Origin of the sequence: Pseudomonas avellanae BPIC 631 (assembly GCF_000444135.1) — a bacterium.
Classification (GTDB): Bacteria; Pseudomonadota; Gammaproteobacteria; order Pseudomonadales; family Pseudomonadaceae; genus Aquipseudomonas; species Aquipseudomonas avellanae.
Window position 1 is genome coordinate 1 of sequence record NZ_ATDK01000235.1, and the last position, 26,925, is coordinate 26,925.

Annotated in this window: 22 protein-coding genes and 2 pseudogenes; 20 read left to right on the forward strand and 4 right to left on the reverse strand. The window is 59.1% G+C overall.

The features are described from left to right. Positions 1-76: 76 nt before the first annotated feature. The 5 genes from DW49_RS0112195 (at position 77) to DW49_RS0112210 (ending at position 6,308) form a co-directional block, all read left to right on the forward strand. The gene (locus tag DW49_RS0112195) at positions 77-535 is read left to right on the forward strand and encodes a DUF6402 family protein (RefSeq protein WP_024421263.1); all 459 of its coding nucleotides are present in this window, start codon (positions 77-79) and stop codon (positions 533-535) included. Continuing rightward, complete coding sequence (locus DW49_RS1000000130075; protein ID WP_081591348.1) at positions 532-981, forward strand: hypothetical protein; 450 nt, start codon at positions 532-534, stop codon at positions 979-981. Before DW49_RS0112195 ends, DW49_RS1000000130075 begins: the two co-directional genes overlap by 4 nt. Beyond that, positions 978-1,424: a hypothetical protein gene (locus tag DW49_RS0112200; RefSeq protein WP_024420847.1), complete on the forward strand. Its 447-nt coding sequence runs from the start codon at positions 978-980 to the stop codon at positions 1,422-1,424. Before DW49_RS1000000130075 ends, DW49_RS0112200 begins: the two co-directional genes overlap by 4 nt. Then, the gene (locus DW49_RS0112205) at positions 1,421-1,852 is read left to right on the forward strand and encodes a hypothetical protein (RefSeq protein WP_024420846.1); all 432 of its coding nucleotides are present in this window, start codon (positions 1,421-1,423) and stop codon (positions 1,850-1,852) included. Before DW49_RS0112200 ends, DW49_RS0112205 begins: the two co-directional genes overlap by 4 nt. Positions 1,853-2,570: 718 nt before the next feature. After that, complete coding sequence (locus tag DW49_RS0112210; RefSeq protein WP_183144943.1) at positions 2,571-6,308, forward strand: coiled-coil domain-containing protein; 3,738 nt, start codon at positions 2,571-2,573, stop codon at positions 6,306-6,308. Positions 6,309-6,353: 45 nt separating this feature from the next. Here DW49_RS0112210 and DW49_RS0112215 read toward each other — a convergent pair whose 3' ends face one another. Then, positions 6,354-6,800: a response regulator gene (locus DW49_RS0112215; protein WP_003379952.1), complete on the reverse strand. Its 447-nt coding sequence runs from the start codon at positions 6,798-6,800 to the stop codon at positions 6,354-6,356. Between the two features lie 229 nt (positions 6,801-7,029). Here DW49_RS0112215 and DW49_RS0112220 point away from each other — a divergent pair, with 229 nt between their 5' ends. Then, entirely contained in the window at positions 7,030-8,964 is a 1,935-nt protein-coding gene (locus tag DW49_RS0112220; protein WP_024420844.1) for a DUF294 nucleotidyltransferase-like domain-containing protein, read from the forward strand. Continuing rightward, positions 8,961-9,674, forward strand: a complete 714-nt coding sequence (locus DW49_RS0112225) for a 3'-5' exonuclease (RefSeq protein WP_005614002.1) — start codon at positions 8,961-8,963, stop codon at positions 9,672-9,674. Before DW49_RS0112220 ends, DW49_RS0112225 begins: the two co-directional genes overlap by 4 nt. A 249-nt stretch (positions 9,675-9,923) precedes the next feature. Here DW49_RS0112225 and DW49_RS0112230 read toward each other — a convergent pair whose 3' ends face one another. Together DW49_RS0112230 and DW49_RS0112235 are read right to left on the reverse strand one after the other, a co-directional pair. Beyond that, positions 9,924-10,226: a cell division protein ZapA gene (locus DW49_RS0112230; RefSeq protein ID WP_003379947.1), complete on the reverse strand. Its 303-nt coding sequence runs from the start codon at positions 10,224-10,226 to the stop codon at positions 9,924-9,926. Beyond that, positions 10,223-10,456: a hypothetical protein gene (locus tag DW49_RS0112235; RefSeq protein WP_003379946.1), complete on the reverse strand. Its 234-nt coding sequence runs from the start codon at positions 10,454-10,456 to the stop codon at positions 10,223-10,225. The genes DW49_RS0112230 and DW49_RS0112235 overlap by 4 nt, the downstream gene beginning before the upstream one ends. Positions 10,457-10,892: 436 nt before the next feature. On the opposite strand from DW49_RS0112235, the pseudogene DW49_RS1000000134230 reads away from it, so the two are divergent. Further along, positions 10,893-11,648: pseudogene (locus tag DW49_RS1000000134230) on the forward strand (MCP four helix bundle domain-containing protein); the annotation flags it as partial. Then, complete coding sequence (locus DW49_RS1000000134235) at positions 11,640-12,503, forward strand: methyl-accepting chemotaxis protein (protein WP_420865886.1); 864 nt, start codon at positions 11,640-11,642, stop codon at positions 12,501-12,503. The pseudogene DW49_RS1000000134230 and the gene DW49_RS1000000134235, both read left to right, overlap by 9 nt. Before the next feature lie 99 nt (positions 12,504-12,602). Here the strand turns inward: DW49_RS1000000134235 and gbdR are convergent, their stop codons facing one another. Continuing rightward, entirely contained in the window at positions 12,603-13,706 is a 1,104-nt protein-coding gene (gene gbdR / locus DW49_RS0112245) for a choline metabolism transcriptional regulator GbdR (RefSeq protein WP_005613997.1), read from the reverse strand. Positions 13,707-14,032: 326 nt separating this feature from the next. On the opposite strand from gbdR, the pseudogene DW49_RS1000000133650 reads away from it, so the two are divergent. The 11 genes and pseudogenes from DW49_RS1000000133650 (at position 14,033) to fdhA (ending at position 26,692) form a co-directional block, all read left to right on the forward strand. Further along, positions 14,033-14,288: pseudogene (locus DW49_RS1000000133650) on the forward strand (hypothetical protein). A gap of 202 nt (positions 14,289-14,490) precedes the next feature. Further along, positions 14,491-15,438 (forward strand): choline ABC transporter substrate-binding protein, encoded by a 948-nt coding sequence (locus DW49_RS0112250; RefSeq protein ID WP_005613996.1) that lies wholly within the window; start codon positions 14,491-14,493, stop codon positions 15,436-15,438. A gap of 67 nt (positions 15,439-15,505) precedes the next feature. Next, positions 15,506-16,351 carry a choline ABC transporter permease subunit gene (choW, locus tag DW49_RS0112255; RefSeq protein ID WP_005613995.1) on the forward strand — a complete coding sequence of 282 codons (846 nt, stop codon included), beginning with the start codon at positions 15,506-15,508 and terminating at the stop codon, positions 16,349-16,351. Then, positions 16,348-17,526, forward strand: coding sequence for a choline ABC transporter ATP-binding protein (choV, locus tag DW49_RS0112260; RefSeq protein ID WP_003379929.1), 1,179 nt, complete (start codon positions 16,348-16,350; stop codon positions 17,524-17,526). The genes choW and choV overlap by 4 nt, the downstream gene beginning before the upstream one ends. A gap of 255 nt (positions 17,527-17,781) precedes the next feature. Then, positions 17,782-19,035 carry a serine hydroxymethyltransferase gene (gene glyA, locus DW49_RS0112265; protein ID WP_005613994.1) on the forward strand — a complete coding sequence of 418 codons (1,254 nt, stop codon included), beginning with the start codon at positions 17,782-17,784 and terminating at the stop codon, positions 19,033-19,035. Between the two features lie 17 nt (positions 19,036-19,052). Beyond that, positions 19,053-20,303 carry a sarcosine oxidase subunit beta family protein gene (locus DW49_RS0112270; RefSeq protein ID WP_005613993.1) on the forward strand — a complete coding sequence of 417 codons (1,251 nt, stop codon included), beginning with the start codon at positions 19,053-19,055 and terminating at the stop codon, positions 20,301-20,303. A 15-nt stretch (positions 20,304-20,318) separates the two neighbouring features. Continuing rightward, positions 20,319-20,615 (forward strand): sarcosine oxidase subunit delta, encoded by a 297-nt coding sequence (locus DW49_RS0112275; RefSeq protein ID WP_003379926.1) that lies wholly within the window; start codon positions 20,319-20,321, stop codon positions 20,613-20,615. Further along, positions 20,612-23,632 (forward strand): sarcosine oxidase subunit alpha, encoded by a 3,021-nt coding sequence (locus DW49_RS0112280; RefSeq protein ID WP_005613990.1) that lies wholly within the window; start codon positions 20,612-20,614, stop codon positions 23,630-23,632. The genes DW49_RS0112275 and DW49_RS0112280 overlap by 4 nt, the downstream gene beginning before the upstream one ends. Before the next feature lie 36 nt (positions 23,633-23,668). Beyond that, a complete protein-coding gene (locus tag DW49_RS0112285; RefSeq protein ID WP_005613989.1) occupies positions 23,669-24,301 on the forward strand; it encodes a sarcosine oxidase subunit gamma in 633 nt (210 codons plus the stop codon). A gap of 208 nt (positions 24,302-24,509) precedes the next feature. Then, positions 24,510-25,367 carry a formyltetrahydrofolate deformylase gene (purU, locus tag DW49_RS0112290; RefSeq protein ID WP_003379923.1) on the forward strand — a complete coding sequence of 286 codons (858 nt, stop codon included), beginning with the start codon at positions 24,510-24,512 and terminating at the stop codon, positions 25,365-25,367. Between the two features lie 125 nt (positions 25,368-25,492). Next, positions 25,493-26,692, forward strand: coding sequence for a formaldehyde dehydrogenase, glutathione-independent (gene fdhA / locus DW49_RS0112295; protein WP_005613987.1), 1,200 nt, complete (start codon positions 25,493-25,495; stop codon positions 26,690-26,692). Positions 26,693-26,925 lie beyond the last annotated feature (233 nt).

Below are 26,925 nucleotides of genomic sequence, written 5' to 3' on the forward strand. Positions count from 1 at the left end.
TACAGATGCCCTATCGAAATGATGACGGAAATGATGTCCAAGCATCATGAGAGTCCATCCCTAACTCAATAGCCGGGTGTTGCACTCAGCCTCTGAAACCGCCAACATAAAAAACTTCGGCAGTACGTGGGACGTAGCTGATGATATGTACGGAGCTCTAGGATCCGCCACACTGAAAGTTGGCGTGATTGGAGAAGCAGTAGAAATAAAAAACAGATCAGATGAGAAACCTCGTTATTTCTTCAACATTCATAAGGCAGGCTTTTACATCCGCGACCATTATGACTTCAATGGGCTTCAGTACCTTGGAACATGGACAGAAGATCGGCTGCTCACAAAAACAGAGACAGTGATCGCTCTTACCCCGCAAGGAAATCTAATCATCAGGCTCAAAGATGGTCCTTTTGCAGCGATCACCAACGAAAACTTTCGCGACTACAGAGCTGCGCGCCATAAAGGTGGCGACTTTATTGTCTACTCAGACGTACTATGGAAAACAATTGTAAAATGCATTGATCTCGGCGAGTGGGCATGAATATTCTGGGGCGACGCTTATTATTTTTATTTTCCTACATTACAGTTTCAACAGGCGCCTGGACCGCTTCAGAGTGGTGGGAAAAGGGCTTAGCCACAAAGGAAAATCAAGTCATCATTAGCCCCAACAAATGTTACCGAATCGAAAGCTATACGCCAGCATGGCTGCTTCCTACATGGTTACATCCATGGGGAACTCCCGATAAAGTCGAGAAACCTCAGTGGTTTGTTCAATGGATAGCTCCAGGCTTTGACCGGCTATATGACAACCGTACCAACGCTTTTCTGGGAGAAAGCGAAGTGTATGATTTTGGACGTACGGGCGGCGGCGGTACTTTCTGGGGTGACCGACTGCGGCCCGGTGTATACGAAGGAATGATCTATATCGGCCCGAATGCCCCTGATTGCATCGGCGACCTACCCACACAGCTGACACCAGAAGAATGAAACACCTTCGAAGGCGCATTTCCTTTCTAACAGCCTACACCGCCGTCGCCCTAAGCCTATGGACTGCTTCGGAGTACTGGGAAAAGGGCTTGGCGGAAAGCCTGAACGAACCTGATATCAGTCCGGGTGGATGCTATCGAGTTGAAACGTTCAAGCCGTTCTGGATTTTGCCCATGATGTTTCATAGAAAAGCCAACCCCTATAAAGATCATTCACCGAAGTGGCTTCCTTGGTGGGGCTACCCTGCATTTTTCCGTCTCTACGATCACCACACTGGCGAATTGATCTCGGAAACCGAGATTTATGATCTGGAGTCGGCAGGCGGGCCAATGTCTTGGGGCGGTGGGTCAGGGATGGTCTACGCCGGAATGATCCCCATCGGCCCGAATGTCTCTGACTGTATGGGGGACCGTCCCACCACACGTGGTGCGCCCCAAAAATGAAGTCGCCATCGACTTGCACTGCCTATTTGGCAGCCTACATTGCCATCGCATTCAGCCTATGGACTGCTTCGCAATGGTGGGAAAAAGGCTTGGCGGAAAGGTCAGGTGACCCGATCGTCAGCCCTGATGGCTGCTACCGACTCGAAACATTTAAACCATTCTGGGTACTGCCGAATATGTTTCATCGCAAGCCTCATCCTGACGAAGACGTACCGCCAAAATGGTTCCCGTTGTGGGGCTACCCTGGCTTCTATCGGCTGTATGACAATCGCAACGGTGAACTGATTTCAGAAAACAAGATTTATGACCTTGAAACAGCAGGATGGGGAATAGATTGGGGAGAAGAGTCGGGTTTCGTCTACGCAGGAATGATCTTCATCGGGCCGAACGTCTCTGATTGCATCGGTGATCAACCTGCCATTCCTTGAATCCCCGACAACCTCTCACCCATCCTCGAGCGCATCAAAATAAAAACGGAACCGAATCGACATTTCGACCACCCATCCAGACAGGTCCGAAAACCTCCCGCTCAAGCAGGAAAACGTTTCAGGCACCTGCCACAGCTGACCCACCAAAGGACGCAAACCGCGAGTCAGCAACGTAGCCCCCGTTTTGCCCCCGAGCAAACACGCCTCCCCCGTGCCGCCCTGGCAGTTTGAAGAAGTGTCGCCTGCAACCTCTTGGCGTCATGGCGACAGCCCTTCGAACACGTTTTACGCACCACCGAATGTGCAGTGTCGATTACCACCACCTGTATTGATCTGTCGAACTTGATATCTGAGCCGATGGAGCCCGCTCATGACCTTAAGAATCAATACTCGTTCTGCTACCCCGGTTGTACCTCTGGAAACAGGATCTTCGTCGCAGCCGACACCACCGCCGGTCACGGCAAGACCGACTGAGCCTCCCCCCGTCGCCAATCCTGCTGCACCTAAATCAGCGCCAGGTGTTCAGCAAGCTCACGGGCTGAAGACGCGCATCGCTGGCAAGCTTTCCGAACGTCAGACCAATTTCAGTCTTGGTATTCCCGGCACCGGTCGTACTCTAAACCGGCCCCTGCGCAGCGGGATTCCGGAGGAAGGTGAGCACCTATCGAGCGAGGAGAGTCATGACCCGTTGCTAAAAGAAGCGCATGAACTGCAGCGCATGGTCGATTCGGCGCTGGCCCATCTCAAGGCGGCACCGACGTCTCTCTGGGAGCGCCCCGCCCCTTCAACGGTGAGGCGTATTACCACCAAGGTTTTTCCGTGGCTAAAGCCTGCCCCGCTACGCGAAGTCGCCAGCAATGGCAGCAACGCCAAGACCAAGGCCTATAACTCACAGCAAAGCCCTGAAACCATCGCAGCGGCGGTGAAAGAGTTGAGCACCCGGCTGGATCATCAGAGCAAGGTGCTCGCCACAGCCACCCACGCACTGGTCGCTGCGCGCGAGCATCTTGAATCGCTCGAACAGGCCACCCCACCCACGTCGACCGAACGACTGGACCACGCCAGGGCTCGCGCTCAACAAGCCGACTCCACCACCCGCCTGGCCAGCCAGCAACTTCGGGAGCTGACTCAGGGCACAGAGGTGTTGCAACTGGGCGCGCTGAGTGAGGGGCAGGATCAGGTTGAACAGAAAGCCGACTTCTCTCAACAGTGGCTGGGCGAGTTGCGTACACGCATGCAGGCGGTGGATGTCCGTTTCGCCGACCGGCACGCTGCCATCGAAATCGAACTGCAACTCAAGGTGGCGGAGACTCGTGAGCTGATTTCGCTCGATCACGACATGACCGCTGCCGAGCACACGGCCGCGCACGCCAACGCGCAACTTTCTGCCTTGCGCGCCCAGCGACAGGAAACGCCCGAAGGGTCAGACGAAGCCGACAGACTGGATACCGCCATTGGGCAGACGCTTGCTACGCGTTCTCAGGCCATGCAAACGCATCAGCAACTGGCAAAAAGACTGGTGCGGGTCGATGCCGATGTTGCACGCCTGAACGACGAACTGGACGAGATTCATCAGCGAATCGCGATCGTCAATGACGAGCGCTTTGCACTCAAGACACTTGATCAGAAACTGCCCGCATCAGACCAGGTCACCACGCCTGCAGAGGGCGAGGCCCAGGAACGAATCGACAAAACCGCTCTCAAGAACGTCCGCGAGCAGTACCTCGCCAGTCAGATCGGTGAAGCGCACGCTTTTGCAGCAACCGGTGCGGATGAAATTCAAGCGGCCCTGCAACGTATCGGCGATCGCCTGCAAGGCACGCCGCCACCCACACCGCTGCCAGCTTTCGCGGTTATCGAGATGGTGACGTCGGCGCTGGCAGACGTGACGGGCAATGACGCCACGCGCGCCAACCGCGTGCTCGACATGCTGAACCAGCACCCACTGGAACATTGGCCACGTGTTGCCGAAGAAATGTCGAAGTCGGTCAGGACCCGCAGCGCCACTAACAACAGCATTCAGCAGGACACGCTCGACCTCTGTCGAAAACTGGCAAATGTGCCGCGTGGCATGGAAATGCTGCAAGTGCTATCCAGCGACGGCACTGCACCGATAGTGGCCGAGCGGGCCAAACCTTTGCGGGTGTTCTGGAATGCCGACGAAGCGCAGCAGAAAGAGCCCGACGGCAAGGTCAAGGCATGGCTGCAAACCGCCAAACAGGTGGCGCGCAGCAAGCTGGATGGAGACGAGAAGTCCTTCGACGATGTTGATCACGCTGCCTTCAACGCGGTTCGTAACGGTTATTTCAGCAACGCTCCCGGCACGCCCTATGCGCAACATGACCAGCGCCTGAAGAAAGCGACGATGGCATGGGTCATGCGCGCCGTGGCGGCCAATACCCCGGAGCAAACAACAGCAACTGCCCCGGCGAAAAGCTCGTTACCACGCCGTCTGGTCCCCACGCTGAACAAGACACCTTTCGCCAAATCGACGCTGGATCGGGACTACTCGGTGGGCGAAAGCATGGGCCTGCAATCGCCCAGAAAGCAGGTTGATCAGGTTATTTCCGCGCGTATCAGCATGCTGGAAGAAACCCTGAAAAACGCCAAGGGTGCACCGGGACTGCAACTTGAAATCTCGGCAGCCCACGCCATGCTCGATCACCTTAAATCTCTGGAAAAGAAAGGCACTCACCTGTCGCAGGTGACGCTTAAAAAGCGCGATGGCAAATCGATGCAAAGCTTGCTCAAGGCCCGCGTTCAACAGCAGCGGCTATCACAGATATGGGATAAGCCGGACGCGAACGGCAAGCGCGCAGTCAACGTACTGCACAAAGCTCAGCACATCGAACTGCCGCCGCTGTACAGCGAACTGGCGAATAGCAAGCTGTCGGTCTACGAGGCCATCAATCGTGTCGATGAGCACCTGCGCGAGATATTGCCGCCAGCGCTGCAACCTGCTCAGTCTGTTGAAGAGGTGCTTGATCAGGACTTGAGCGCGGCGATAAAACTGCTGAAAACCCGGCACTTGAGCGAGAAAAGCGACATTGTGACGTTTTTCAAACCCTTCATTCTTGAAAGCCGCCTGCGCGACAGGCTGCGGCTGGGCGGCGGAGGCACGCTGGGCGTAGGCTTGCCGTCGCTGCCCTACAGCTTGATATCGCCCATCGTGTCACCGATCTTTTCGGCAGAGAAATCTCGCAGTGACGAAGCGTTTGCCCAGCTGTTCATGCCGATTCTGGGCATGGAAATGTCCTTCGGCAAAGCACGAACCGAAGCCGCCGAGGCCACCATCGGTGTGGCGGCAGGAAGTGCGGTGGCAGACGGTGTGGGGATACAGGCTGCGCTCACTGGCCGCTTTACCGCTCAGGAAACCCAAACCAGCTCGACCCTCATGCGCTTTTTCCGCACCCGTCACAAGGACGATGAAATGCGCGGCAACATGCTGACCGCGCTGGACAGCATGGTGCGCTGGGACATCATCGACCCGCAAAAGGGCCAGCGCTACGCCGGGCCGCTGGAAGCCATACTGGCGCGTAACCCGGAGGTCTCTGTCAGCCAGATAGATGCGACGTCCAGCACCCGCAACGTCGCGGCGCGTGTGGCATTGCGCGTCCCGGCGGTACGTTTCAAAGATGGCGCCAGTCACGCCTCTCAAACCCTGACGCCGGAACCCTCGGTGTACGTCGAAGCGGATCGAATCAAGGAAACACGCACAGAAACCGGCGGATTCATCAGCGTTGTCGGCGCCAAGGGTGACACTGCTCAGCAACGGGCCGGCGTCACCGCCAACCTGAACTTCGCGCCGATTGCCAGCTCGGCCACGCCAGCAGAAAAAGGTGCCAACCATGGGGTTCAGGGTCAGGGGCTGGGTTTGCAACTGGGCATGTCCCGAGACCTGGCCTGGGCGCTGGAAAAAAACGAAATATCGCCCTTCCTGATTGGCGACAAACAGGACGCCGATCTGGACCGGCACTACTCCACGCCGCGCGACATGCAGGCCGAAATCACCGCCAACCGCGATCTGTGGTTGATGCGTTGCATCGAAACACTGGAGCCGGATGAGACAGGCAACAAAAACACCCCCGACAACCGCCTGCGCGCGGCCATGCACCTTGACGCTTTCGAGACGACGATCAAGCGTCTGGGCAAGGACAGCAAGTATTGCCAGTACAACGTCAATTACTCGATGAAGGGCCGGGCAGGCGCCGAGATAGACGGCTATCGCGGCATTCAGGCTCTGGCTTTGCAGCGCGGGGATGTGCAAGCAGCGGAAAAGGCCCAGCAGGCCATTGACGATATTTTGCTGACCAAAGAAACGTGGCGACCACTGGTGTTGATCGTTCGTGAACGGGCGCGGGACTCAACCGTTGTCGGCTGGCGTAACCTGCTGCGTTGGCAGAAGCTTTCCAATGTCGACGGTCAGCGCACCGCGGCGCAGTTTCCGCCGCCGTGAAAACGGGAATCGGCACGCTGGTCATTCAACTGCACGACTAACGCGTCAATTCATTCCCAGCTCACGCTTCACCAGCTTCACCAGTTGCTTGGTGTTCAACGGCTTGAGCAGGAAGTCCACCACGCTCAGGTGCATGGCGTCGATGGCGTCGCGCACGTTGGCGTCGCCGGAAACGATGATGATGGGTAACTCGGCGCGGTCCGACTCACGGACCTTGCGGATCAGGTCCAGACCGTCGAAAGGCGCCATGCGCAAATCGGTGATCAACAGGCCGATGGACTGGCGCGTCTGAATCATTTTGAGGGCGCTGTCACCACCGGGCGCAGTCATGCAACTGATGTCATTGAGACTCAGAATCTCGGCCAGCAGCTCTCGCGCGTCACTGTCGTCATCGACGATCAGGACCCGTTGCGGTGCGCCGCGATCGGGCGAGAGCATGACCTCATGGAGGGCATTGCGCTCATCGTCGCTCAGAATATCTTGGTCAATCATTGCAATCTCATCGTTCCCTGGGCTATCCGACAGCAGATTCTGTCAAATCTGCGATGCAGTTCGTCGGCATCCCGGCCAGTCTTCGCTCGCAGTCCATTGCGCTCGTCAAATCGGTTCCAGCAATCACCATCACTTTGCCAACCGCCTCAGGCGTAAGACTTACGTCCAATGGGCACCTGGCTGCAAGCGGCCGACCATGAGCACCAATAACAAGAGTGCGGAACAGGCCATGAGCAAGGCAGATGCGTTCACCCAGGCAGGCAAGACAGCCGTGCTGCAGAACATACACGGCACCATGCAGTTCCTGCAAAAATTCCCGCCTTTCAACCAGATGGAAAATGCTCACCTGGCGTACCTCGTCGAGCAGTGTCAGCTCAGGTTCTATGCGGCAGACGAGAGCATCATAAAGCCCGACGACGGGCCAGTAGAACACTTTTACATCGTCAAACAGGGGCGAGTCGTCGGTGAACGCCCTCATTCCGCGAAAAGAGGCACAGAAACCACCTTTGAAATCACCACGGGCGAGTGCTTCCCGCTCGCCGCCCTGCTGGGTGAGCGTGCCACGCGCACCGAGCATCTGGCCGCCGAAGACACCTTCTGCCTGCAACTGAACAAGCAGGCGTTCATCAAGCTGTTCGCGCTGTCCACGACGTTTCGCGACTTCGCCCTGCGCGGGGTCAGCAGCCTGTTGGATCAGGTCAATCAGCAGGTCCAGCAGCGCGCCGCCGAAACCCTCGGTACGCAGTATTCGCTGAACACGCGCCTGGGCGAGCTGGCCATGCGTCATCCGGTGATGTGCAGCCCCGACATGCCCATGCGCGATGCGGTAAAACTGATGCATGAACAGCAAGTGGGCAGCATCGTGATCGTCGACGCGCAGCAAGCGCCGTTGGGTATTTTTACCCTGCGCGACCTGCGTGAAGCGGTTGCCGATGTGAATGCCGACTTCAGCGCGCCGGTCAAAAACACCATGAGCCCCTCACCGTTTCACCTGAGCCCTGACGCCAGCGCATTCGACGCAGCCATTGCCATGACCGGGCGTCATATCGCCCATGTGTGCCTGGTCAGAGACGGGCGATTGTGTGGTGTGGTGTCGGAGCGGGACCTGTTCTCCCTGCAACGGGTCGATCTGGTGCATCTGGCGCGCACTATCCGCAATGCGCCGCGCATCGAAGCGCTTGCCGGTTTGAGGGGCGACATCGTCCAGCTTGTTGATCGCATGCTCGCGCACGGTGCCTCGTCCACGCAGATTACCCAGATCATTACCCTGCTCAACGATCACACGGTGTGCCGGGTGATCGAACTGACGCTTGCGGAAAAAGGCGACCCCGGCGTGCCGTTCAGCTGGCTGTGTTTTGGCAGTGAGGGCCGCCGCGAACAAACGCTGCATACCGATCAGGACAACGGCATTCTGTTTGAAGCCAGCGATGCCGCAGAGGCAGAGCAGATCCGCACACTGCTGCTACCGATTGCCGAGCGCATCAATCAGAGCCTGGCGCAGTGCGGCTTTACGCTGTGCAAGGGCAATATCATGGCCGGCAACCCTGATTTGTGCCTGTCGCGGCTTGAATGGTCGAGGCGCTTCTCGGCCTTTATCCGCGAGGCCACCCCGGAGAACCTGCTGGCGTCGAGTATCTACTTCGACCTGCGCGTGGTCTGGGGCGATGAAAGCGGCGGCGAACAATTGCGCCGCGGCATTCTCGATCAGGTGGCAGACAACCGGCTGTTCCAGCGCATGATGGCCGAGAACGCTCTGCGTCAACGGCCACCAGTGGGCCGCTTCAAGGATTTCGTGCTAGCGCGCAAAGGCAGCGAAAAAGACACCCTGGACCTCAAGACCGAAGGCCTGACGCCGTTTGTCGACGGCGCACGCTTGCTGGCGCTGGCCAACGGTATTGGCGTCAACAATACCCAGGAACGGTTGCGGCAACTGGTCGAGCGCGAAGTCATCGACCCGCTGGACGGTGCCGCCTACGAGGAGGCTTATCACTTCATTCAGCAGACCCGTATGCAGCAACACCAATTGCAGAGTCGCCAGAACCTCGCCTATTCCAACCGCATCGACCCGGACACGCTCAACCACCTGGACCGACGCATTCTGCGTGAATCGTTTCGTCAGGCGCAGCGATTGCAGATGAGCCTGACCATGCGTTATCAGCTATGAACCTGTTCGAGTGGCTGAAGCCACGTCCGAAAAAGGCGCCTTTGGACGCTCATCAACTGAAGCGACTCAAGCGATTGCCGACCTGCGCGAAGCTCAGCGACAAACCGCTGCGCCAACAGCGCTGGGTGGTCCTGGACCTGGAAACCAGCGGGCTGAACATGAACCGGGATCAGGTGCTGTCCATCGGAGCGGTTGTGATTGAGGACGGAGCCATCGATCTGGGCCAGCAGTTCGAGCGCACGCTGTTGCGCGTCGATCACAAGGTCAGCCCGGCCGTGCTGATTCACGGGCTGGCACCCAGTGCGATTGCAGCGGGCAGCGAGCCGGTCGAGGCATTGCTGGATTTCATGGAGTTTGTCGGTGACAGCCCGATTCTGGGCTTTCATGCGCCGTTCGATCAGCACATGCTGGCGCGCGCGCTTAAAGAAAGCCTGGACTACCGCTTGCAGCATGCGTTTATCGACGCCGCCGAAATAGCCCCGATGCTCTGCGAACAGGCCAACCTGCGGCACGCCGGGCTGGACGACTGGACGCAGTTTTTTGGCCTGCACGCCGAAGAACGCCACAACGCCAGCGCCGATGCACTGGTGACCGCAGAGCTGGCGTTGATTCTGTTCAGCCACGCCCGCCGCCAGCAGATCGACAGCCCCTTGCGACTGGCAGAATCACTGGGGCAATGGCGCAGGCGCAAGCAGTCGCATTCGTTCTGATGGCAAGTCTTGATCACTACCGAGAACCAGGCTTCTGCCCTGAAGGCGTAGGAGCGGACCGGGCGACGCTTCGCTTGTCCGCGAAGGGTTGCGAAGCGATCCTAAAAAACCACCTTGATTTTGCCGGATGCACTGTGCGTACCTGTTTTGCTGCCGGTGCCCGGCAGTTCGCGGACAAGCGAAGCGCCGCCGGGTCCGCCACGCAAGCCCCATTCTGCGAGCTTCTCAAGACGTGTGTATAACGACCGCTCAGCCTTGGGAAATGGTCTTGGCGATCACATCCACCGTGGCATCGACCTGCTCGCGGTAACGCTTCAATTCAACCTTGTGCAACTGCTCAAGCTCGATCTGCTGCGAGCAGAGATTCAGGGCTGCCAGGACCAGCAAACGGTCGCCGATCAATGTCGGGTATTTGCGCTTGGTGTCGGCCAGCGACGCATTGAGCATCGCAGCGGCCTTCATGAGGGTCAGGTCTTCGCCAGCCGGGGCCTTGACCGAGTACTCATTACCCAGAATTGAAAGAACGGTTACACCGTTGCCATCGACGTTCATGCGCCAACAGCACTTGCGCTGGTCGCGCGGTCAACCAGTGCCTGGATACGGGCGGCGGTGCTGCCCTGCTTTTCTTCCTGCTCCATCAGGCTCAGTTGCAAGTTCTCGTTCTCGTCCTTGGCTTTTGCCAGCTCGGCGTCGAGCTGTGCATTCGTGTCCTGCAAGGTCTGGTTTTGCTGCACCAGGTCACCGACAAGTTGTTCCAATTGGCTAAGGGAGGCTTCCAACATTTTGATTTCTCGAGCAAATTTCAACGGGCGCGTACGATAAAGAAAAGTCGCGGCGCATGCCAGCGCTCAGGCTTTGATACCGATCTGTCATCACATTGACATGTCGATAACGTAGACGCATAGGGGGCTTGTGACTACGTATTCGGAATCCGGTTCCTGCTGTTCGTCAGACCGCCCCGAACTGCGACAAATGCGCACAGCCAATGGGCAAACTGATATCACCCCAAACCCCCTCAACCCAGTTTTTTCAAGGGTTTGCGCGGATGTTTGCCATATTCCAAAAATAACCGTCAGTAATAAGTCGTCAATATTTAGTGCCTACTGACTCAAGACGTTAGTCGCATGACCGATAGGCAGCCATTCACTGCATTCCCTTCACCGTTAAATCGCATGGACCGCGTACCTACCCTGGAAGCTTTCTATGTCCCTGCGAAACATGAACATCGCGCCCCGAGCGTTTCTTGGCTTCGCCATGATCGGCACACTCATGCTGATCCTCGGTGTATTCGCCCTGTCCCAGATGAACAAGATCCGTGGCGCGACTGAAGACCTGGCCGATGGCAATGTGCCCAGTATCAAAAGCCTCGACCGGTTCGCTGAAGTCAGTATCCGCCTGCGCGTCCTGTCTTACCGATTGCTGGTCAACCGCGACCCGGAAACCCAGCAGAAGACCATTGATCTGCTGGCGATGCGCAACAAGCAGATCACCGACGTTCAGGCGATTTACGAGAAGCTGATCAGCGACCCCGATGAGCGCAATCTTTACGGCCAGTACGTACAACTGCTGGGGCAGTATCGCCAGCTCGAAGAGCGCCTGAAGACGCTGACCCGCGCCAACAAAATCGAAGAGCTGCAGAACCTGCTCAACAACGAACTGCTCAGCAACTCCGATCAGATGAACGTCGTGCTCGGCAAGCTGGTAGAGATCAATACTGCTCAGTTGAATCAGGTCAAAAAGGACGCTTCCCGCGAGTACGACTCGGCATTCAATATGGTCATCGGGCTGCTCATAGCTGCCACGCTGCTCACCATCGTGTTTGCCTGGATGCTGATCAAAAGCATCACCGCGCCGATTGCCACCGCGCTGCATGCGGCGGAAACCATCGCAAAAGGTAACCTGACCCAGCCGATCCAGATCGATGGCAGCGACGAAGCCGGCCGTTTGCTGCTGGCCATGAAAACCATGCAGGACAAGCTGCGCGACACGCTGCAAGGGATTTCCGGCTCGGCCACGCAACTGGCCTCGGCGGCCGAAGAGCTGAATGCCGTTACCGACGAAAGCGCACGTGGGCTGGTGCAGCAAAACAACGAAATCGAGCAGGCTGCCACTGCGGTCAACGAAATGACCAGCGCCGTGGAAGAAGTTGCCCGCAATGCTGTCAGCACGTCGCAAGCGTCTCGAAATGCGGCGACGTCTGCTGGCGACGGCCGTGATCTGGTTCAGGAAACCGTCAGCGCCATCGAACGCATGAGTGGCGACGTGAAAGACACGTCCGAACTGATCATCAACCTGGCCAGCGAGTCCCGCGATATCGGCAAGGTGCTGGACGTGATTCGTGGCCTGGCCGACCAGACCAACCTGCTGGCGCTCAACGCCGCCATCGAAGCGGCACGCGCCGGTGAAGCAGGGCGCGGTTTTGCTGTAGTGGCCGACGAAGTGCGCGCCCTGGCACACCGCACTCAGCAATCGACCAGCGAAATCGAACGCATGATCGGCAGCATTCAGAGCGGTACAGAACAAGCGGTGAGCTCGATGCGCAACAGCACCGAACGCGCTGAATCCACCTTGAACATCGCCAAAGGCGCGGGCATGGCGCTGAACACCATCAATGTCGCGGTCGAAGAGATCAACGAACGCAATATGGTCATCGCCAGCGCCGCCGAAGAACAGGCGCAAGTCGCTCGCGAAGTGGACCGCAACCTGGTGAACATCCGCGACCTGTCGGCACAATCCACCACCGGCGCCAACCAGACCAGCGCAGCCAGCACCGAGCTTTCCCGCCTGGCCGTGAACCTCAACAGCATGGTGTCGCGCTTCGCGCTTTAAAGGTCAACTACTGCAACTATCGTGCGACGCTCTGCGTCGCATGCCGTTCTGGACGCTCTGCGTCCTCTTTGCGCGGGCCCTGCGCAACGATCAGTCAAATTAAAGCCGCACACTCGCAAACGTCGATTCATTACGCGCCTGACTCAACGCCGAGAGCGGTCCCGACAACGGCGCGAGCACCAGTGCCTGCGGGATTGGCATCATGGCAACCTGCTGCGCGGTGTTGGAACCTACGCGCTCGTCGCGCGGCGGGATGCCGAAGTATTCGCGGTAGCATTTGGAGAAGTGTGGCGTCGATACGAAGCCGCACACTGACGCAACCTCAATGATCGACATCGGTGTCTGCTTGAGCAATTGCCGGGCGCGGATCAAACGCAGTTTCAGGTAATAGCGCGACGGCGAGCAGTGCAAGTATTTCTGGAACAGCCGCTCCAGCTGCCTGCGCGATACGGCGACATACACCGCCAGTTCATCAAGGTCGATCGGTTCTTCGAGATTGGCCTCCATCAAGGCCACGATTTCCTGCAGCTTCGGCTGATTGGTGCCCAGCATGTGCTTGAGCGGCACGCGTTGATGGTCCTGCTCGTTACGAATGCGCTCATAAACGAACATCTCGGAAATCGCCGCCGACAGCTCACGGCCGTGATCACGGCTGATCAGGTGCAGCATCATGTCCAGCGGCGCGGTGCCACCGGAGCTGGTGAAGCGGTTACGGTCCAGCGTGAACAACCGGGTGCTCATGGACACACGCGGGAAGGCTTCCTGCATCGACGCCAGGCATTCCCAATGCACGCTGCAATCAAAACCATCGAGCAAACCGGCGCACGCCAGCGCCCAACTGCCGGTGCACACAGCGCCCAGGCGGCGCGACTGACGCGCCTGGCCCTGCAGCCAACTGACATGCTCACGGGTTACGGTGCGCTGAATGCCGACGCCGCCGCAGACGATTACAGTATCGAGCGCCAGTGCCTTGTGCATGGCAGCGTCCGGGGTGATCTGCAAGCCATCGCTGGCCCAGACCTGGCTGCCATCGACACTCAGCGTGGTCCAGCGATACAGCTCGCGACCCGACAGCTGGTTGGCCATGCGAAGAGGTTCTACCGCCGATGCGAGGGAGATCAGGGTGAAGTTATCCAGCAGCAGAAAGCCGATGGATTGTGGCGCGCGGTTCTGGGGTTGAGCCCCTTGATTGAACGATGTCATCACACTATCTCCTCACATATGGCTATGGTTGGCCTCAGGGCGGGCTCTTCTTATACCCCTCGTCGCTGAAGGGGTTTGTGATGACATCGCAAATCTCATGCCGGAAATTGATCAGGCATTCAATAACACCTGAAAACGACGTCGCGAAGCGTCTATCCGGCAGCGACCCGAGTGTCTGTTTGCGACGCGCAGGCGTGCGGGCTGCGCTGCCTGATGAGCAATTCGGTAGCACTGAGGGGAAACGCCCGAAGGCTGAGCGTGCGCCGAGTGCTACTCAAGGCACGCCCCGGAAAAATCAGGCAACCCGCGGGTTTTCGCGCTAAAAGGTGGCGGCCATCGAAGCGTGTGATCAAAAAGTGCGCAGTGGTCGAAGGCCGTCACTTATTCAGCGCGGCGATGGCCCGACTACAGCCCATAATGAACTTGTCGGCGTTACCCCCCTCCAAAAGACCGCGTTCGCGCAGGCATCGACCTGCCAACCGACCGCTGCCGATCTGCGCAGCAACCGTGTAACGTACTGGCCGCTTTTCCAGCAGTCCCGACACTGCAACCGGGCGCGTGTACGATGCAATGAATCTGTAAGCGACCTTGCGCGCACTGGATACGACGCCTCCTGCACTGGATACGACGCCCCCTGTAGGCGTTTGATTTTCCCTGTTACATGATCGGTTCCGACTCGATCGCCCGGCGCAGTGATGGAGCTTCGCGAAAAGCCTCGCCACCCCATAAGCCGCGTCAGCGTTCACCTGCTGATGACTAGAAGAAACTCACAGGAGTCCACCCCATGAAAGGTTCCAAATCGTTGCTGTTGGCCGCTACGCTCTGTATGCCGGTGCTTGCTCAGGCAGCCGAGCCAGAGGCCTGTCATACGGTCAACTTCTCCGACGTAGGCTGGACTGACATCACCGTCACCACAGCGGTGACCAGCGCTGTACTCGAGTCGCTGGGCTACAAGACCAAGACCACGATGATTTCCGTACCGGTGACCTACAAGTCGCTGGCAGATGGCAAGAACATGGACGTTTTCCTCGGCAACTGGATGCCGACCATGGAAAACGACATCAAGCCTTATCGCGAAGCCGGCACTGTCGAAACTGTGCGCGCCAACCTCGAAAACGCCAAATACACTCTGGCCGTGCCGCAAGCGCTTTACGACAAAGGCCTGCATGACTTCGCCGACATCGCCAAATTCAAGAAGGAACTGGGCGGCAAGATCTACGGCATCGAACCTGGCAACGACGGCAACCGCCTGATCCAGAGCATGATCGACAAGAACGCCTTCGGCCTGAAAGATGCGGGCTTCAAGGTGGTGGAATCCAGCGAGGCGGCCATGCTCTCGCAGGTTGATCGCGCCGTGAAACGCAAAAACGATGTGGTGTTCCTGGGCTGGGAACCGCACCCGATGAACACACGCTTCAAGATGAAATATCTTACCGGCGGCGATGACTTTTTCGGCCCCAACTATGGCCAGGCGACTATCTACACCAACACCCGCAAAGGCTACAGTCAGGAATGCAGCAACGTAGGCCAGTTGCTCAAGAACCTGTCCTTCACGCTGGAAATGGAAAGCACCCTGATGGGCAACGTGCTGGATGACAAGACCAAGCCTGATGCCGCCGCCAAGGCGTGGATCAAGAAAAACCCGCAAGTGCTCGACACCTGGCTGGCTGGCGTGACCACCGTGGATGGCAAACCAGGCCTGGAGGCAGCCAAGGCCAAGTTGACCCAGTAAGCCGACAGCAGGCGGGCCGGTCCCGCCTGTTGCCCTCTTCACCTTCCGCAAGCGGACACCCGACACCATGCTGACTGATCAAAAAATCCCTCTGGGCGAGTACATCGCCGCATTCGTCGACTGGTTGACGGCCAACGGCGCCGACTACTTCGACGCGATTGCCTCGACACTGGAAATGATGATCCACGGGTTCACCTTCGCCCTGACCTGGTTCAACCCGTTTGTATTGATCGGCCTTATTGCCGCGCTCGCGCATTTTATTCAGCGCAAGTGGGGCCTGACCGTTTTCGTCATCCTGTCGTTTCTGCTGATTCTCAACCTGCATTACTGGCAGGAGACCATGGAAACCCTCGCGCAGGTGCTGTTCGCCACCCTGGTCTGCGTCGTCATCGGCGTGCCGCTGGGCATCATTGCCGCGCACAAGCCGCTGTTCTACACGATCATTCGGCCGCTGCTCGACCTGATGCAGACCGTTCCCACCTTCGTTTACCTGATTCCGACACTGACCCTGTTCGGTCTGGGCGTGGTGCCAGGGCTGATCTCGACGGTGGTCTTCGCCATCGCCGCGCCCATACGCCTGACGTATCTGGGCATCCGCGATGTGCCGCAGGAATTGCTCGACGCCGGCAAGGCCTTTGGCTCGACGCGCCGCCAGTTGCTGACCCGCATCGAACTGCCATACGCAATGCCCAGCATCGCCGCCGGGATTACCCAGTGCATCATGCTGTCGCTGTCGATGGTGGTAATTGCTGCGCTGGTCGGTGCCGATGGCCTGGGCAAACCGGTGGTCAACGCACTGAACACTGCCGATATCGCGCTCGGTTTCGAAGCCGGTCTGGCAATCGTATTGCTGGCAATCATGCTCGACCGCATCTGCAAACAACCCGAAGCCAAGGTAGGGTCCGACGCATGAGTATCATCAAATTCGACAAGGTTGACGTCATCTTCTCCAAGGACCCGCGTGAAGCCCTCAAACTGCTGGACGAGGGCCTTACGCGTGACCAGATTCTCAAGAAAACCGGGCAGATCGTCGGCGTTGAAAAAGCCAGCCTGGACATCGAGAAAGGCGAAATCTGCGTTTTAATGGGCTTGTCCGGCTCGGGCAAATCCAGCCTGTTGCGCTGCATCAACGGCCTCAACACGGTAAGCCGTGGCTCATTGTTCGTCGAGCATGAAGGCTCGCAGATCAACATCGCCAACTGCAGCGCTGCGGAGCTGAAAATGATGCGCACCAAGCGCATCGCCATGGTCTTCCAGAAATTCGCCCTGATGCCCTGGCTCACGGTGCGCGAAAACATCAGCTTTGGCCTCGAAATGCAGGGTCGCCCGGAAAAGGAACGACGCAAGCTGGTCGATGAAAAACTCGAGCTGGTCGGCCTGACACAGTGGCGCAACAAGAAGCCCGACGAGCTGTCGGGCGGCATGCAACAGCGGGTCGGCCTGGCCCGCGCACTGGCAATGGACGCCGACATCCTGTTGATGGACGAACCGTTCTCGGCGCTCGACCCACTCATCCGCCAGGGCTTGCAGGACGAACTGCTGGCCCTGCAAAGCAAACTGAGCAAGACCATCGTCTTCGTCAGCCACGATCTGGATGAAGCGCTGAAGCTCGGCAGCCGGATCGCGATCATGAAAGATGGCCGCATCGTTCAGTACAGCGTGCCGGAACAAATCGTCCTCAACCCGGCAGACGAATACGTGCGCACCTTCGTGGCGCATACCAACCCGTTGAACGTGCTGTGCGGCCGCAGCCTGATGCGTACGGTTGACGACTGCACGCAGGTCAACGGCTCGGTGTGCCTGGACCCGAGCGGCGACTCATGGCTCGACCTGGCCGAAGGCAATGTGATCAAGGGCGCCCGGCAAGGTGCCGCGCCACTGGATCTGCAGAACTGGGCGCCCGGTCAGGACGTTGGCACGCTGGATCGCCGCCCTACCCTCGTGCACTCCAACATCGGCATGCGCGACGCCTTGCAGATCCGCTACCAGACCGGCAACAAGCTGGTCTTGCAGGATGGCGACAAAGTGGTCGGTATTCTCGGTGACACTGAGCTGTACCATGCCCTGCTGGGCAAAAACCACGGCTAACGCCTGAAACAGACAGGCCCGCTCCCAGGCGCTGGAGTCACTCCAGCCGGGCGCGGGCTTTTTCGTTTACCGCTTCGTCACCGCGCAACTTCCCTTCGGCCATATTTGCTGCCCAAGCCCCCATGTCGTAAACGCACCTTTGTGTGGCGTCCATAGGCATTTGGCGACTTCGGTCCGGCCCTACCATCGCTCTCAGAGGGCTCTGTTCGGCCCTAACGACAAGTCAGGCGCCGCGCCGCCGCTGGGAGATCCGCGATGTTCAGCAAGCAAGACCAGATTCAGGGTTATGACGACGCACTCTTGTCGGCGATCAATGCCGAGGAACAGCGTCAGGAAGACCATATCGAGCTGATCGCCTCGGAAAACTACACCAGCAAGCGCGTGATGCAGGCCCAGGGCAGCGGCCTGACCAACAAATACGCCGAAGGCTATCCGGGCAAGCGTTACTACGGCGGCTGCGAGCACGTCGACAAGGTCGAGCAACTGGCCATCGAACGCGCCAAACAGCTGTTCGGCGCCGATTATGCCAATGTCCAGCCGCACTCCGGCAGCCAGGCCAACGCGGCGGTCTACCTGGCGTTGCTGCAGGCAGGCGACACGGTGCTGGGCATGAGCCTCGCGCACGGCGGCCATTTGACCCACGGTGCCAAGGTCAGTTTTTCCGGCAAGCTCTATAACGCCGTGCAGTACGGCATCGACACCAGCACTGGCCTGATCGATTACGACGAAGTCGAACGCATTGCCGTCGAATGTCAGCCAAAAATGATCATTGCCGGTTTCTCGGCCTATTCCAAAACGCTGGATTTCCCGCGCTTCCGTGAAATCGCCGACAAGGTGGGTGCCTACCTGTTCGTCGACATGGCCCACGTCGCAGGTCTGGTGGCTGCCGGTCTCTACCCCAATCCACTGCCGTATGCCGATGTGGTCACTACCACCACGCACAAGACCCTGCGCGGTCCTCGTGGCGGCCTGATTCTCGCCAAAGCCAACGAAGAACTGGAGAAGAAATTCAATTCAGCTGTCTTCCCCGGTGGTCAGGGCGGCCCGTTGATGCATGTCATTGCGGCCAAGGCCGTGTGCTTCAAGGAAGCGATGGAGCCAGGCTTCAAGGCGTATCAACAGCAGGTCATCGATAACGCACAAGCGATGGCGCAGGTGTTCATCGAGCGCGGCTTCGATGTGGTTTCCGGCGGCACCGACAACCACCTGTTTCTGGTCAGCCTGATCCGTCAGGGCCTGACCGGCAAGGAAGCCGACGCCGCGCTGGGCCGTGCACACATCACCGTCAACAAGAACTCGGTGCCCAACGACCCGCAGTCACCCTTCGTGACCTCGGGCCTGCGCATCGGCACACCGGCCGTCACCACGCGCGGCTTCAAGGTGACCCAGTGCACGGAACTCGCGGGCTGGATATGCGACATTCTCGACAACCTCGGCGACGCCGATGTCGAGGCCAACGTCGCCAGCCACGTCGCAGCCCTGTGCGCCGATTTCCCGGTTTATCGCTGAGTCAGGAGTAGCCTTACATGCAGCATTACTCAGGCTTCGGCCTTCTCAAGCATTCCCTCAGCCATCATGAAAACTGGCAGCGCATGTGGCGCACGCCAACGCCGAAGAAGGTCTACGACGTGGTGATCGTCGGCGGTGGCGGGCATGGTCTGGCGACCGCTTATTACCTGGCCAAGGAACACGGCATCACCAATGTGGCGGTGGTCGAGAAAGGCTGGCTGGGCGGCGGCAACACGGCTCGCAACACCACTATCGTGCGTTCCAATTACCTGTGGGACGAGTCGGCTCATCTCTACGAACACGCCATGAAACTGTGGGAAGGCCTGTCTCAGGACCTGAACTACAACGTAATGTTCTCCCAACGCGGCGTTTACAACCTGTGCCACACCTTGCAGGACATGCGCGACTCGGAACGCCGTGTCAGCGCCAACCGGCTAAATGGTGTGGACGGCGAATTGCTCAACGGCAAGCAGGTCGCTGAAGAAATCCCTTACCTGGACTGCTCGAAAAACACCCGTTACCCGATCATCGGCGCAACCGTGCAACGCCGTGGCGGCGTGGCCCGTCACGACGCCGTGGCCTGGGGCTTCGCGCGTGCCGCCGACGCGCTGGGCGTTGACCTGATTCCGCAGACCGAAGTCATCGGCTTTCGCAAGGAAAACGGCGTGTGCATCGGCGTCGAGACCAACAAGGGCTTCATCGGTGCCAAACGGGTTGGCGTGGTAACCGCCGGTAACTCGGGGCACATGGCCAAGCTGGCAGGCTTTCGTCTGCCGATCGAGTCACACCCGTTGCAGGCGCTGGTCTCTGAGCCGATCAAGCCGATTATCGACAGCGTCATCATGTCCAACGCCGTGCACGGCTACATCAGCCAGTCCGACAAGGGCGATCTGGTGATCGGTGCCGGTATCGACAGCTGGGTCGGCTATGGCCAGCGCGGCTCGTACCCGGTGATCGAGCACACCATCCAGGCCATCGTCGAAATGTTTCCAGTCTTGTCCCGCGTACGCATGAACCGCCAATGGGGCGGCATCGTCGACACCACGCCGGACGCCTGCCCGATCATCTCCAAGACGCCGGTGCCGAACATGTTCTTCAACTGCGGCTGGGGCACAGGCGGCTTCAAGGCCACACCGGGCTCGGGCAACGTTTTCGCCGCAAGCCTGGCCAAAGGCGAAATGCACCCGCTGGCCAAGCCGTTCTCCATCGACCGTTTCCACAACGGCGCGCTCATCGACGAACACGGCGCTGCAGCCGTAGCCCACTAACAGGAGAACCCGACCATGCTGCATATCTTCTGTCCTCACTGTGGCGAACTGCGCTCCGAAGAGGAATTCCATCCGTCCGGCCAAGCGCACATCCCGCGCCCGCTGGACCCCGCCGCCTGCACGGATGAGCAATGGGGCGACTACATGTTCTTCCGCGACAACCCGCGTGGCCTGCACCACGAACTGTGGATTCACGCTGCCGGTTGCCGTCAGTACTTCAACATGACGCGCAATACGGTGACCTACGAGATTCTCGAAACCTATCCGATCGGTAGCAAGCCGCAGTTCACGGATCAGGGAGAAAAGGCATGAGCCAGAGCAATCGCCTGCCCAACGGCGGCCGCATCAACCGCAGCAAAGTGCTCAATTTCACCTTCAACGGCCAAACCTATCAGGGCTTTGAAGGCGACTCGCTGGCGTCCGCGCTGCTGGCCAATGGCGTTGACATCATTGGTCGCAGTTTCAAGTATTCCCGGCCACGCGGCATCTTCGCGGCGGGTTCGGAAGAGCCGAATGCCGTGTTGCAGATCGGCGCGACCGAAGCTACGCAGATCCCCAACGTGCGCGCCACCCAGCAAGCGCTGTATTCGGGGCTGGTGGCGACCAGCACCAACGGCTGGCCGAGCGTAAACACCGACGTAATGGGCATTCTGGGCAAGGTCGGCGGCAAACTGATGCCTCCGGGCTTCTACTACAAAACCTTCATGTACCCGCAATCGTTCTGGATGACGTACGAAAAGTACATCCGCAAGGCGGCAGGCCTCGGTCGCTCGCCCACCGAGAACGACCCGGACAGCTACGACGCGATGAACCAGCACTGTGATGTGCTGATCGTCGGCGCAGGCCCGGCCGGTCTGGCCGCCGCACTGGCAGCGGGCCGCAGCGGCGCCCGAGTGATCATCGCCGATGAACAGGAAGAATTCGGCGGCAGCCTGCTCGACAGCCGTGAAAGCCTGGATGGCAAACCCGCTGCCGAGTGGGTTGCAACAGTAGTTGCCGAGCTAAAAAGCCTGCGTAACGTCACCCTGCTACCTCGCGCCACGGTCAACGGTTATCACGATCACAACTTTCTGACCATCCACGAGCGCCTGACCGATCACCTCGGTGATCGCGCGCCCATCGGCATGGTTCGCCAGCGCATGCACCGGGTGCGCGCCAAACGTGTGGTGCTGGCTGCCGGCACGCACGAGCGGCCGCTGGTCTACGGCAACAACGATGTGCCGGGCAACATGCTCGCGGGTGCAATCTCGACGTATGTACGTCGTTACGGCGTCGCGCCGGGCAAAAAACTCGTGCTGTCCACCAACAACGACCACGCCTACCGCGTCGCACTGGACTGGCTCGACGCCAGCCTGCACGTGGTCGCGATTGCCGATGCACGGCATAACCCGCGCGGCCCGCTGGTTGAAGAGGCTCGCGCCAAAGGCATTCGTATTCTGACCGGCAGCGCCGTGATCGAAGCGCGTGGCAGCAAGCGCGTGACCGCTGCACGCGTTGCCGCCATCGACCTCAAGACACACAGCGTCACCAGCCCCGGCGAGTGGATTGAGTGCGATCTGGTGGCCAGCTCCGGCGGTTACAGCCCCATCGTCCATCTGGCCTCGCACCTGGGCGGCAAGCCGGTCTGGCGTGAAGACATCCTCGGTTTCGTGCCGGGCGAAGCGCCGCAGAAACGCATCTGTGTGGGCGGCGTGAACGGCGTCTACAGCCTGGCAGACAGCCTGGCCGATGGTTTCGAGGGTGGCGTGCGCGCTGCCAGCGAAGCAGGCTTCAAGATTGTTGAAGGCGTGATGCCCAAAGCCCTCAGCCGCGCCGAAGAACCGACGCTGGCGCTGTTTCAGGTGCCTCATGAAAAAGGCACCGCGCGGGCACCCAAGCAATTTGTGGACTTTCAGAACGACGTGACTGCCGCCGCCATCGAGCTGGCGACGCGCGAGGGCTTCGAGTCGGTCGAGCACGTCAAACGCTACACCGCGCTGGGCTTCGGCACCGATCAGGGCAAGCTGGGCAACGTCAACGGGCTGGCCATCGCCGCCCGCTCGCTGAACGTGTCGATCCCGGAAATGGGCACCACCATGTTCCGCCCCAACTACACGCCGGTCACCTTCGGCGCGATTGCCGGGCGTCATTGCAAGCACATCTTCGAGCCAGTGCGCTTCACCGCACTGCATGCCTGGCACATCAGAAACGGGGCCGAATTCGAAGATGTCGGCCAGTGGAAACGTCCGTGGTACTTCCCTAAAAACGGTGAAGACCTGCCCGCAGCCGTTGCCCGCGAATGCAAGGCGGTGCGTGACAGCGTTGGCCTGCTGGACGCCTCGACGCTGGGCAAAATCGACATTCAAGGCCCGGATGCGCGCGAATTCCTCAACCGCATCTACACCAACGCCTGGACCAAACTGGACGTGGGCAAGGCGCGTTACGGCCTGATGTGCAAGGAAGACGGCATGGTCTTCGACGACGGCGTAACTGCATGCCTTGCCGACAACCACTTCCTGATGACTACCACCACCGGCGGCGCTGCACGCGTCCTGCAATGGCTGGAAATCTATCAGCAGACCGAATGGCCGGACCTGAAGGTGTATTTCACCTCAGTGACCGATCACTGGGCGACGCTGACGCTGTCCGGCCCCAACAGCCGCAAGCTGCTCGGCGAAGTCACCGATATCGACTTGAGCCGTGAAGCCTTCCCGTTCATGACCTGGAAAGAAGGCCTGGTCGCAGGTGTGCCGGCGCGGGTGTTCCGTATCTCCTTTACCGGCGAGCTTTCCTACGAGGTCAACATCCAGGCCGACTACGCGATGGGCGTTCTGGAAAAGATCGCCGAGGCCGGCAAACAGTACAACCTGACGCCTTACGGCACTGAAACCATGCACGTACTGCGTGCGGAAAAGGGTTTTATCATTGTCGGCCAGGACACCGACGGCTCGATGACCCCGGACGACCTGAACATGGGCTGGTGTGTCGGCCGGACCAAACCGTTCTCGTGGATTGGCTGGCGCGGCATGAACCGCGAAGACTGCGTGCGTGAGCAGCGCAAGCAATTGGTCGGTCTCAAACCCGTCGACCCGACCCAATGGCTACCGGAAGGCGCTCAGTTGGTGTTCGACACCAAGCAGGCGATCCCGATGAGCATGGTCGGCCATGTGACCTCCAGTTATGCACACAACTCGCTGGGCTATTCGTTTGCGATGGGCGTGGTCAAAGGCGGCCTGAAGCGGATCGGCGAGCGTGTGTTTGCGCCGCTGGCAGATGGCAGCGTGATCGAAGCCGAGATCGTCTCGTCGGTGTTCTTCGATCCGAAGGGCGAGCAGCAGAATGTCGAGTAAACAGCAGGGCCACACAGCATTCAAAGCAGGTGAATCATGAGCACAGCCAACGTTTACCAGCAGCGCCCGACCACCGACGTCAAAGCCGAGTCGCCGCTGTCCCACGCAAGTCTCGACAGCCTGATCGGCAAGGGTCGCGCCAGCCCTGGCGTGTTCCTGCGCGAGAAAAAGCTGTTGGGCCATCTGACGATTCGCGGTGATGCCCACGACCAGGCCTTCGCCGCTGGCGTACACAAGGCGTTGGGCATGGAACTGCCAGCAGCCCTGATGCTGGTCATCAACGGCGAAAGCTCGCTGCAATGGCTCGGCCCGGACGAGTGGCTGCTGATCGTGCCGAGCGGCGAAGAATTCGCCGCAGAACAGAAGCTGCGTGAGGCGCTGGCAGGGCTGCACATCGCCATCGTCAACGTCAGCGGCGGCCAGTCGATTCTCGAACTGACCGGCCCGAAAGTGCGCCACGTATTGATGAAATCCACCAGCTACGACGTCCACCCGGACAACTTCCCGGTGGGCAAGGCCGTCGGCACGGTGTTCGCCAAATCACAACTGGTGATCCGCAGGACCGGCGAAGAGACCTGGGAACTGCTGGTCCGCCGCAGCTTCTCGGATTACTGGTGGTTATGGCTGCAGGATGCGAGCGCAGAGTACGGGCTAAGCATTCAGGCGTGAAGAGCCCGGAATACGACGCTTTTATGGGAGCGGACCGGGCGACGCTTCGCTTGTCCGCGAAGACGGCAGTCCAGACGATGCATTTCCGTTGAATATACCGCCCCCTTTGCGAGCAAGCTCGCTCCCACAAGATTTGTGTATAACGCGGAGCATTGGCACGAGAATCAGTTGGACCTGCACATAACGAACATTCAGGAGCATTGATTTAATGAGCCGCGCCCCCGACACATGGATTCTGACCGCCGACTGCCCCAGCGTGCTGGGCACGGTAGATGCGGTGACCCGCTTTCTGTTCGAGCAGGGCTGCTACGTGACAGAGCACCACTCCTTTGATGATCGCCTGTCAGGGCGTTTTTTCATTCGTGTGGAGTTTCGTCAGCCCGAGGCCTTCGACGAGCAGGCGTTCAAGGCCGGATTAAGCGAACGGGGCGAAGCGTTCGGCATGATCTTCGAACTCACAGCGCCCAACTACCGGCCAAAAGTAGTGATCATGGTTTCAAAAGCCGATCACTGCCTGAACGACCTGCTCTATCGCCAACGCATCAACCAGCTGTCAATGGACGTGGTCGCCGTGGTGTCCAATCACCCGGATCTTGAACCTCTGGCTGGCTGGCACGGAATTACGTACTACCATTTCCCCCTGAACCCCGCCGACAAGCCTGCGCAGGAAGCCAAGGTCTGGCAGGTGATCGAAGAGTCAGGTGCTGAACTGGTGATTCTTGCCCGCTACATGCAGGTGCTGTCACCGGAGTTGTGCCGCAAGCTGGATGGCAAGGCGATCAATATCCATCACTCCTTGCTGCCCGGTTTCAAAGGTGCAAAACCGTACCATCAGGCCTACGACAAAGGCGTGAAGCTTGTAGGCGCCACGGCGCATTACATCAACAACGATCTGGACGAAGGCCCGATCATTGCCCAAGGCGTCGAAGTGGTCGATCACAGCCACTACCCCGAAGACCTGATTGCCAAGGGTCGAGACATCGAAGGGCTGACACTGGCCCGCGCGGTGGGCTATCACATCGAACGACGGGTGTTTCTCAACGCCAACAGGACGGTGGTTTTATAGCTGCAAGCTGCAAGCTGCAAGCTGCAAGCTGCAAGCTGCAAGCTGCAAGCAAAGAGTTTTTCTTGTCGCTTGAAGCTTGCAACTGTTTCTCTCTGCTACATAACAATAAAAGCGAGGCGACATGTATGTCTGGTAATCGCGGTGTAGTTTATCTCGGCGCTGGCAAGGTCGAAGTGCAATCCATCCCCTTCCCGAAAATGGAAGACCCACGCGGCAAGCGCATCGAACACGGTGTGATCCTGCGCGTTATCTCCACCAATATCTGCGGCTCGGACCAGCACATGGTGCGTGGTCGCACGACGGCGCAAACCGGGTTGGTACTCGGTCATGAAATCACCGGCGAGGTACTGGAAGCCGGTCGCGACGTCGAGCATCTCAAAGTCGGTGATCTGGTCTCAGTGCCGTTCAACGTGGCGTGCGGTCGTTGCCGCAGTTGCAAGGAGCAAAACACCGGCGTCTGCCTGACGGTCAACCCGGCACGCCCCGGTGGTGCGTACGGTTATGTCGACATGGGCGACTGGGTCGGCGGTCAGGCTGAATACGTTCTGGTGCCTTACGCAGACTTCAACCTGCTCAAGCTGCCGGACCGCGACGCAGCGATGGAGAAGATCCGCGACCTGACCTGCCTGTCCGACATCCTGCCCACCGGCTACCACGGCGCAGTGACTGCCGGCGTTGGCCCTGGCAGCACCGTTTATGTGGCAGGCGCAGGCCCCGTCGGTCTGGCCGCCGCAGCTTCAGCACGCTTGCTGGGTGCAGCGGTGGTGATCGTTGGTGACGTGAACCCGACCCGCCTGATTCACGCCAAGGCCCAGGGTTTCGAGATTGCCGACCTGTCTCAGGACACGCCGCTGCATGAACAGATCGCCGCATTGCTCGGCGAGCCGGAAGTGGACTGCGCCATCGACGCGGTAGGCTTTGAGGCTCGCGGGCATGGCCATGCTGGTGCGCAGGCCGAAGCACCCGCCACCGTGCTCAACTCACTGATGGGCGTCGTGCGCGTTGCCGGCAAGATCGGCATTCCCGGCCTGTACGTCACCGAAGACCCAGGCGCGGTGGACGCCGCCGCAAAAATGGGCAGCCTGAGCATCCGCCTTGGCCTGGGCTGGGCCAAATCCCACAGCTTCCACACCGGCCAGACCCCGGTCATGAAATACAACCGCCAGTTGATGCAGGCCATCATGTGGGACCGCATCAAGATTGCCGACGTGGTGGGTGTCGAGGTGATCAGCCTGGACGATGCGCCGCGTGGTTATGGCGAGTTCGATGCGGGCGTGCCGAAGAAGTTTGTGATTGATCCGCATGGGTTGTTTGGTGGGGTGTAGCCTTGGCAAGCGGGTAGTCGACACTGCCCGCTTTAAGAAAACATCATACAGCAGGCTACAGTACTGAATACCAGACAGGCTTATATTCAAATTGCTCATGAAACGCCGAACCCTTCTTGAATTTATTTTCGGCGGTTTCAGAGGCTGAGTGCAACACCCGGCTATTGAGTTAGGGATGGACTCTCATGATGCTTGGACATCATTTCCGTCATCATTTCGATAGGGCATCTGTA